General features: G+C 64.6%; 10 protein-coding genes. 8 read left to right on the top strand and 2 right to left on the bottom strand.

Going from position 1 to position 7,085, the window contains the following annotated elements:
• From EOA29_RS19815 to EOA29_RS19795, 5 genes are all read left to right on the top strand, one after another.
• A partial coding sequence (locus tag EOA29_RS19815) for an urease accessory protein UreE (protein ID WP_245468495.1) occupies positions 1-551 on the top strand: 551 nt, incomplete at its 5' end.
• A complete protein-coding gene (locus tag EOA29_RS19810) occupies positions 517-1,209 on the top strand; it encodes an urease accessory protein UreF (protein ID WP_245464933.1) in 693 nt (230 codons plus the stop codon). The genes EOA29_RS19815 and EOA29_RS19810, both read left to right, overlap by 35 nt.
• Complete coding sequence (locus EOA29_RS19805) at positions 1,206-1,646, top strand: DUF3995 domain-containing protein (RefSeq protein ID WP_126090738.1); 441 nt, start codon at positions 1,206-1,208, stop codon at positions 1,644-1,646. The genes EOA29_RS19810 and EOA29_RS19805 overlap by 4 nt, the downstream gene beginning before the upstream one ends.
• The gene (ureG, locus tag EOA29_RS19800; RefSeq protein WP_126090737.1) at positions 1,643-2,275 is read left to right on the top strand and encodes an urease accessory protein UreG; all 633 of its coding nucleotides are present in this window, start codon (positions 1,643-1,645) and stop codon (positions 2,273-2,275) included. The genes EOA29_RS19805 and ureG overlap by 4 nt, the downstream gene beginning before the upstream one ends.
• Positions 2,276-2,358: 83 nt before the next feature.
• A complete protein-coding gene (locus EOA29_RS19795) occupies positions 2,359-3,126 on the top strand; it encodes a class II aldolase and adducin N-terminal domain-containing protein (RefSeq protein WP_126090736.1) in 768 nt (255 codons plus the stop codon).
• 359 nt (positions 3,127-3,485) lie between these two features.
• On the opposite strand, the gene EOA29_RS19790 is transcribed toward EOA29_RS19795, so the two are convergent.
• A complete protein-coding gene (locus tag EOA29_RS19790; protein ID WP_126090735.1) occupies positions 3,486-4,118 on the bottom strand; it encodes an HAD family phosphatase in 633 nt (210 codons plus the stop codon).
• A 203-nt stretch (positions 4,119-4,321) separates the two neighbouring features.
• Here EOA29_RS19790 and EOA29_RS19785 point away from each other — a divergent pair, with 203 nt between their 5' ends.
• Positions 4,322-5,281 carry a sugar-binding transcriptional regulator gene (locus EOA29_RS19785; RefSeq protein WP_126090734.1) on the top strand — a complete coding sequence of 320 codons (960 nt, stop codon included), beginning with the start codon at positions 4,322-4,324 and terminating at the stop codon, positions 5,279-5,281.
• Positions 5,282-5,344: 63 nt separating this feature from the next.
• Here EOA29_RS19785 and EOA29_RS19780 read toward each other — a convergent pair whose 3' ends face one another.
• Entirely contained in the window at positions 5,345-5,530 is a 186-nt protein-coding gene (locus tag EOA29_RS19780; RefSeq protein ID WP_126095670.1) for a hypothetical protein, read from the bottom strand.
• A gap of 110 nt (positions 5,531-5,640) precedes the next feature.
• Here EOA29_RS19780 and gcvA point away from each other — a divergent pair, with 110 nt between their 5' ends.
• On the top strand, positions 5,641-6,549 hold the full coding sequence (gene gcvA, locus EOA29_RS19775) for a transcriptional regulator GcvA (RefSeq protein ID WP_126090733.1): 909 nt from the start codon (positions 5,641-5,643) through the stop codon (positions 6,547-6,549).
• A 168-nt stretch (positions 6,550-6,717) separates the two neighbouring features.
• The coding region (locus EOA29_RS19770) for an extracellular solute-binding protein (RefSeq protein WP_127221325.1) at positions 6,718-7,085 on the top strand (368 nt) is incomplete at its 3' end.

The raw sequence follows: 7,085 nt of genomic DNA, 5'->3' as shown, positions 1-7,085 counted from the left end.
CCGTCTCGGTGCTCCCCGCCGGCGAGGCGGGAGCGGCGACGCCTTTCGACAAGGCCGTGTTGCCGCATGACGAGCGGCATTTGCGCCGCCGGGCCATCGAGACGGCGGCCGGCGGCAAGATCCTGGTCGACCTGCCCGAGCCGGTGGCGCTGAACGATGGCGACCGGCTGGTGCTGGAGGACGGCCGTCAGCTCGAAATCGTCGCGGCGCCGGAAGAGGTCTACGACATCCGCGCCCGCGATGCCGTGCATCTCACCGAGCTTGCCTGGCATATCGGCAACCGCCATCTCGCTGCGGCGATCGAGGCGGACCGCATCCTGATCCTGCGCGACCATGTCATCAAGGCGATGCTGGAAGGGCTCGGTGCCACGGTGAGCGAGGTTTCGCTACCCTTCAGTCCGGTGCGCGGCGCCTATTCCGGACATGGCCACGACCATGGTCATGATCATCATGCGCATGATCATCATGGTCACGACCATCACGATCATCACGATCATCACGATCATGATCATTCGCATGACCATCATCACGACCACCATCACCATGACTGAGCCCGGCATAGCGCTGCTGCGCCTGATGGCCTGGCTGTCGCCGTCCTTCCCGGTCGGCGGCTTCTCCTACAGCCATGGTCTCGAAAGCGCGGTGCATGATGGGCTGGTCGCCAACCGCGACGATCTTGCCGGCTGGCTGGAGACGCTGGTCGAGATGGGCTCTGGCTGGAACGATGCGGTGCTGTTTGCCGAAAGCTGGCGGCGCGCGCGCGACGGCGGCGATCTGGCGGAAGTTGCCGCCCTGGCCGAGGCGCTTGCCGGCTCGCAGCAGCGGCACATGGAAACCATGCTGCAGGGCGCGGCCTTCCTCAAGGCGGCGTCGGCCTGGCCGTGTCCCGCGCTGGAGCGCCTGCCGAGCGACTGCGCCTATTGCGTCGCTGTCGGCGCGGTCGCCGGCAGCCACGGCATCGGTCTCGCCGAGGCGCTGTCCGCCTTCCTCCAGGCCTTCTTCTCCAACCTCGTCCAGGCAGGGATCAGGCTCGGCGTCGTCGGTCAGGTCGACGCCGTCGCATTGTTAGCCGGCTTCGAATCTCTGGCTCTTGCAACGGCGTCGCGAGCGGCCAATTCCTCGCTCGAAGATCTCGGTGGCGCGGCCTTCATGTCCGACATCGTGGCGATGAGGCACGAAACGCAGTATTCGCGGCTGTTCCGCTCATGACCGTCCTCGCTTTCACCCTCTCCCTCGTCCTGCTCCTGATCACCACGCTGCATGTCTATTGGGGCATAGGCGGCATCTGGCCGGGAACGGACGCGAAATCCTGCGCCCATGCGGTTGTCGGTTTCCGCGGCGTCGACGAAATGCCGTCGCCTGTCGCGAGCTTTGCCGTCGCCGCTTGCCTGGCGCTCGCCACCCTGTGGCCGTTGGCGCTCGAAGGCGTCTTCGCCGCGCCCTTTCCAAAGGAGGGGCTGGCTGCCACCGCGCTGCTCATCGGCCTCGTCTTCCTCGGCCGCGGCATTGCCGGCTTCACGCCCTGGTGGCGCCGGCTCACCCCGGAACAGCCCTTCGCGCGGCTCGACCAGCGCCTTTATTCGCCGCTCTGCCTGTCGATCGGGCTGGGCTTCGCAGTCCTTGCAATCTCGGAGTTCCCGGCATGACCCAACCCAACGGTCCCCTTCGCATCGGCATCGGCGGTCCTGTCGGTTCCGGCAAGACGACGCTCACCGAAAAGCTCTGCAAGGCGTTGCGCGATCAATTCTCGATCGCCGTCGTCACCAACGACATCTACACAAAGGAAGACGCCATGATGCTGGCCCGCCTGCAGGCGCTGCCGGAGGAGCGCATCGTCGGCGTCGAGACAGGCGGCTGCCCGCACACCGCCATCCGCGAGGACGCCTCGATCAACCTGCGGGCCATTGCCGAGCTGAACAGAAAATTTCCCGACCTCGACATCGTCTTCATCGAGTCCGGCGGCGACAATCTCGCGGCCACCTTCTCGCCGGACCTCGCCGATTTGACGCTTTATGTCATCTCGGTTTGCCAGGGCGAGGAGATCCCCAGGAAGGGCGGCCCGGCCATCACCCGCTCCGACTTCCTCGTCATCAACAAGAGCGATCTGGCACCCTATGTGAACGTCAACCTTGACGTGATGGAGGCGGACGCCGCCCGCATGCGCGGCAAGCGCCCCTTCGGCTTCACCGACCTGTCGCGCGGCAAGGGTCTGCAGGCGGTGATCGATTTCATCGTCGAGCATGGCGGGCTGCAATCGGCGCGGCCTGCCGCCTGAGCGGAGAGCCGGCCTGACCCACCAGTTTGCGGTTGCTGGTCGCCGCCATGCACGGCATGCTTCGGAAAACTGGAGGATTTTCGATGAGCATCGCCCGCCTGAAGAAGGAACCGCTGACCAACCTGCCTTATTACGAGGAGCGGGTCGATCTCGCCGCCGCTTTCCGCTGGACGGCACGGCTCAACATGCATGAGGCGGTGGCCAATCATTTCTCGCTGTCCGTCAACGAGGACGGCACAAAATTCCTGATGAACCCCAACCAGGTGCATTTCTCGCGCATCAAGGCGAGCGACCTGCTTTTGATCGACGCCAACGATCCGGACACGCTGTCCGGCCCCAACGCGCCAGACCCCACGGCCTGGGGCCTGCATGGCGCCATCCACCGCAACGTGCCGCATGCGCGCTGCGCCATGCACGTGCATTCTATCCATGCAACGGTTCTCGCCTCGCTGGCCGACTCGACCTTGCCGCCGATCGACCAGAACTCGGCCATGTTCTTCAACCGCCATGTCGTCGACGCCCACTATGGCGGGCTGGCCTTCGAGGAGGAGGGCGAGCGCTGCTCCAAGCTGCTCGTCGATCCCAAGGTCAAGGTGATGGTCATGGGCAATCACGGCGTGATGGTCATCGGCGATAGTGTCGCCGACACCTTCAACCGCATGTTCTATTTCGAGCGTGCCGCCGAGACCTACATCAAGGCGCTGTGGACCGGCCGGCCGCTGCGCACGCTCTCCGACGAAATCGCTGAAAAGACGGCGCGCGAGGTGGACGACTATCCCGGCCAGGCCGAGCGCCATCTTTCCGAACTGAAAGCGATCCTCGACGAGGAAGAGCCGGTCTACCGGAACTGAAGCTTCTTCCTTCTCCTCCGGTCACGCCACGCAATGCACACAACTTCTGTGACTGGCGTGACTGATAAGGCCGAGGCTTGATTGCCACGTGGTTCCCCCAATCCGTCGCTGCTTCGCAGCGCCACCTTTCCCCCCTCCGGAGGGAAAGGAAGGGAGCGTTGCTGGACGAGCGTTGACGGCAAAAAGCTTGGCGCCTTTCCTCTACCCCGTCGATCGGGGGAGAGGTGGCTCGGCGTAGCCGAGACGGAGTGGGGGTCGACCCCGCTACTAGACAATGCATGCGCCAAGCTGCCATGCACGCTATAGCCAAAGATCAGCCGCAACGCGGATGAGGGGCAGCGCCTACTTTGGCGATTTTCTCAAAGCCCCAACTGCGCCCGCAGCTCGTCCGCGCTGTTGATCACGATGGCGCCGGGCGGTCCTTCCATCGGCGCCTCAGGCCAGAAGATCGTCTTCATGCCAGCCGCCAGCCCGGCCATGGCGCCGGTCTGGCTGTCGTCGATTGCGACCGCATCGGCCGGATCGACGCCGGCGAGATAAGCGGCGCGCAGGAAGGGTTCCGCATGCGGCTTGCCTTGGCGCACGTCGTTGCGGCTCACTGTGTGCATGCCGGGATAGACAAGCCCCACCGCGCCGAGATTGGCGTCGACGATCAGCCGGTCGGAATTGGACACCACCGCCTGCTCGACGCCCAGCGCCCGCAATTGGTTGAATACCTCGATCGCGCCGGGGCGCGGCTTCAGCGTCTCGGCCATCGGCAGATAGTGGTCGTATTTGCGCACGATCCAGTCGTCGAAGGGCAGGTCGAGCCCAAACTGGTCGCGCAGCATCTCGTAGACCGGCCACGCCGCGACGCCGAGCACCCGCTCGTGCAAATTGGTCGGCGGCGCTATGCCGACGCTTCGCAGTGCAGCCACCAGTGCTGCCTCGTGCAGCGGTTCGCTGTCGACCAGCGTGCCGTCCATGTCCCAGAAAACCGCTTTCGGCGTCATGCAAGGCTCCTTTGCCGATCCCCTTAATGCGTTTGCGCGCCGAGATAAACCGTCCCGCTGGCAATTGGTTGGCGCAAGGGCGGATTGGTCCGTTCGGGACTGCTGACCGCCGCAAGCAATTGCCCTTTCAATTGACAATTGCGCATAGCCGCTTTCGTTGTAATCTATAGCGCCCGTCAACAAAGCGGGCGGGGAGGCAGGATGTGAACGCGCGACAGGAAACCGGCAGCACCAGGTTGGACGACGCCGCGCGCGCCGGCTGGCTTTACTATGTCGCCGGCAACACGCAGGACCAGATCGCCGCCAAGCTCGGCATCTCCCGGCAGACGGCGCAGCGGCTGGTGTCGCTGGCGATGTCTGAAGGCTTGATCAAGGTGCGGGTCGATCATCCGATCGCCAATTGCCTCGACCTCGCCGCGCGGCTGAAGTCGCGCTTCGCGCTGGATCTGGTCGAAGTGGTGCCGAGCGATCCGACCTCGACCTCGACGACGATCGGCGTCGCCGAGGCGGCGGCGGCCGAGATCGAGCGGCGGCTGCGTTCGCCGACGCCCATCGTCATGGCGATCGGCACCGGGCGCACGCTGAAGGCGGCGATCGAGCTGCTGCCGCCGATGGAGTGCCCGCAGCACAAGGTCGTGTCCTTGACCGGCAACATCTCGCCCGACGGCTCGGCCGCCTTCTACAACGTCATCTTCACCATGGCCGATCGGGTCAAGGCGCGCTCCTTCCCGATGCCGCTGCCGGTCATCGCCTCCTCGCCGGAAGAGCGCGATATGCTGCTCAACCAGCCGATGATCCAGCCGACGCTGGCGCTCGCCGCAGAGGCCGATGTCACCTTCGTCGGCATCGGCGACCTTGGCCCGAAGGCGCCGCTCTATGAGGACGGCTTCATCTCGGAAGGTGAGCTCAAGGCATTGCAGAAAGCCGGCGGCGTCGCCGAGATCGTCGGCTGGGTGTTCGACCGCGAGGGCCGCATGATCGAAGGCATCACCAACGATCGCGTGTCCTCCGCGGCCTTGCCGTCGCGCGAGAAGTCGCTGGTCATTGCGCTGGCCATGGGCGAGCGCAAGTTGCCGGGCATCCTGGCCGCCGTGAACCGGCGGCTGGTCAACGGCCTCATCACCGACGAACGGACGGCGGCAGCCCTGCTCGGCAGCGCATGAGCAGAGCCGCAGGCTCCAAATGGATCATGCGCCGGCGGGCAGCCGCCAATAAAAAAGAGCCGGCTATTTGTAGTGTCCGCGCGGATCATTGCCGTCGAGGAAGCCCATGTCGCGCTGCAGATGCTCCGACAGTTCCCTTACATCGACATAGCCGCGCCGGCGGCTGGCGAACCATGAAAACTCCCGTGCCAACAGCGAAATCCAACCGCGGGCCGGGGACGAAACGACTTTTTCCTGTATCGTGGTCATGATCATCAGCCTTCGCCATGCTTGAACTGGGTTGATCGTCGACCCCACATATCGGTGTTAGCGGCCAGTGCTTCCAATCAAACGTCGATCATGACCCATAAAGAGGCCTTATGCCCGATCTCAGCGCCCGACAGTTTGCCCAACTCCCGCCGCTGCAGGCGATCCGCGTGTTTGAGGCCGTGGCCAGGCACCTTTCCTTCACCAAGGCCGCCGAGGAACTCGGCATGACGCAAGCCGCCGCGAGCTATCAGATCAAGCTGCTCGAGGAACGCATAGGCGCGCCCTTGTTCCTGCGCAGGCCCAAGCAGATCGAACTGACCGAGCCCGGCCAGCGCCTGGCGCCGGCCGTCAGCGAGGCGTTTTCGTTGCTGAGCGGCGCCTACTCGGCCGCCCGCGCCGGCGCGGAAGGCGTGCTTTGCGTTTCCACCTTGCTTACTTTCGCCTCGAACTGGCTGGCGCAGCATCTGGGCTCTTTCCAGGTCGCGCATCCCGCGCTGGCCGTGCGCGTCGATACCTCGAACCGCGTCGTCGATTTCGCCCGCGAGGACATCGACATAGCCATCCGGTCCGGCGGCGGCAAATGGCCGGGCGTGGAAACGCATATGCTGTTCAAGGCCGACTTCACCCCGGTGCTCAGCCCCAGGCTCGCGGCCAGCATCGGTGGCGTCAACGAACCGGCCGACCTGCTCAAGCTCCCCATCCTCGATCCGGGCGACATCTGGTGGCAGGAATGGTTCGCGCTCGCGGGTCTGCCGGCCGAGGAACTCGCCAGCCGCCCCGGTACCAGCATGGGCGCGCAGGCCTATGAGGCGAATGCCGCCATGGCCGGCCACGGCGTGGCGATCCTGACCAGGGCGCTGTTCAAGAACGAACTCGCCGACGGCCGGCTGATCCAGCCCTTCGACCTGGTCGGCGACGATGGTCATGCCTACTGGCTGGTCTATCCCACGGCGCGGCGCAACGTGCCGAAGATCCGCGCCTTCCGCGATTGGATCCTCGCCGAGATCGCTTGCCAGTAGCCGGACGCGGCCCAACCATCGAAGCGGACTTCCGCCACGCGCCGCCAAAGCGCATGGCGTCGATTTGTGCTGCGCTGCAGCATCGATTCCGCCTTGACATAATTCACGCTAGGTGAGTAATTGCTCACAGCCAAGGCAAATGCTCATCTTGGTTTTAGGGAGGAATTGATGAAACTTCGCACGCTCACCCTGGGCCTGTTGTCGGCCAGCGCCCTCGCTTTCGCCGCGCATGCCGAATCCATCACCATCGCCACCGTCAACAACGGCGACATGGTCCGCATGCAGAAGCTGACGGACGACTTCACGAAGGCCAACCCCGACATCAAGCTCAACTGGGTCACGCTTGAAGAGAACGTGCTGCGCGAGCGCGTCACCACCGATATCGCCACCAAGGGCGGCCAGTACGACGTGATGACCATCGGCACCTATGAGGTCCCGATCTGGGCAAAGCAGAGCTGGCTCTTGCCGCTCGACAAGCTTGGCGACGACTACGACGTCAAGGACATCATCCCGGCCATTGCCGGCGGCCTTTCGGT

Source organism: Mesorhizobium sp. M1E.F.Ca.ET.063.01.1.1 (genome assembly GCF_003998155.1).
Lineage (GTDB): Bacteria > Pseudomonadota > Alphaproteobacteria > Rhizobiales > Rhizobiaceae > Mesorhizobium.
Note: the sequence above shows the minus strand (reverse complement) of the source record. Positions and strands in the feature narration are given on the sequence as shown.

Coding starts and splice junctions, on each gene's coding strand:
- EOA29_RS19790 (WP_126090735.1), bottom strand. CDS start 4,118: ATGACGCCGAAAGCGGTTTTCTGGGACATGGACGGCACGCTGGTCGAC.
- EOA29_RS19795 (WP_126090736.1), top strand. CDS start 2,359: ATGAGCATCGCCCGCCTGAAGAAGGAACCGCTGACCAACCTGCCTTAT.
- EOA29_RS19805 (WP_126090738.1), top strand. CDS start 1,206: ATGACCGTCCTCGCTTTCACCCTCTCCCTCGTCCTGCTCCTGATCACC.
- gcvA (WP_126090733.1), top strand. CDS start 5,641: ATGCCCGATCTCAGCGCCCGACAGTTTGCCCAACTCCCGCCGCTGCAG.
- ureG (WP_126090737.1), top strand. CDS start 1,643: ATGACCCAACCCAACGGTCCCCTTCGCATCGGCATCGGCGGTCCTGTC.
- EOA29_RS19810 (WP_245464933.1), top strand. CDS start 517: ATGACCATCATCACGACCACCATCACCATGACTGAGCCCGGCATAGCG.
- EOA29_RS19780 (WP_126095670.1), bottom strand. CDS start 5,530: ATGACCACGATACAGGAAAAAGTCGTTTCGTCCCCGGCCCGCGGTTGG.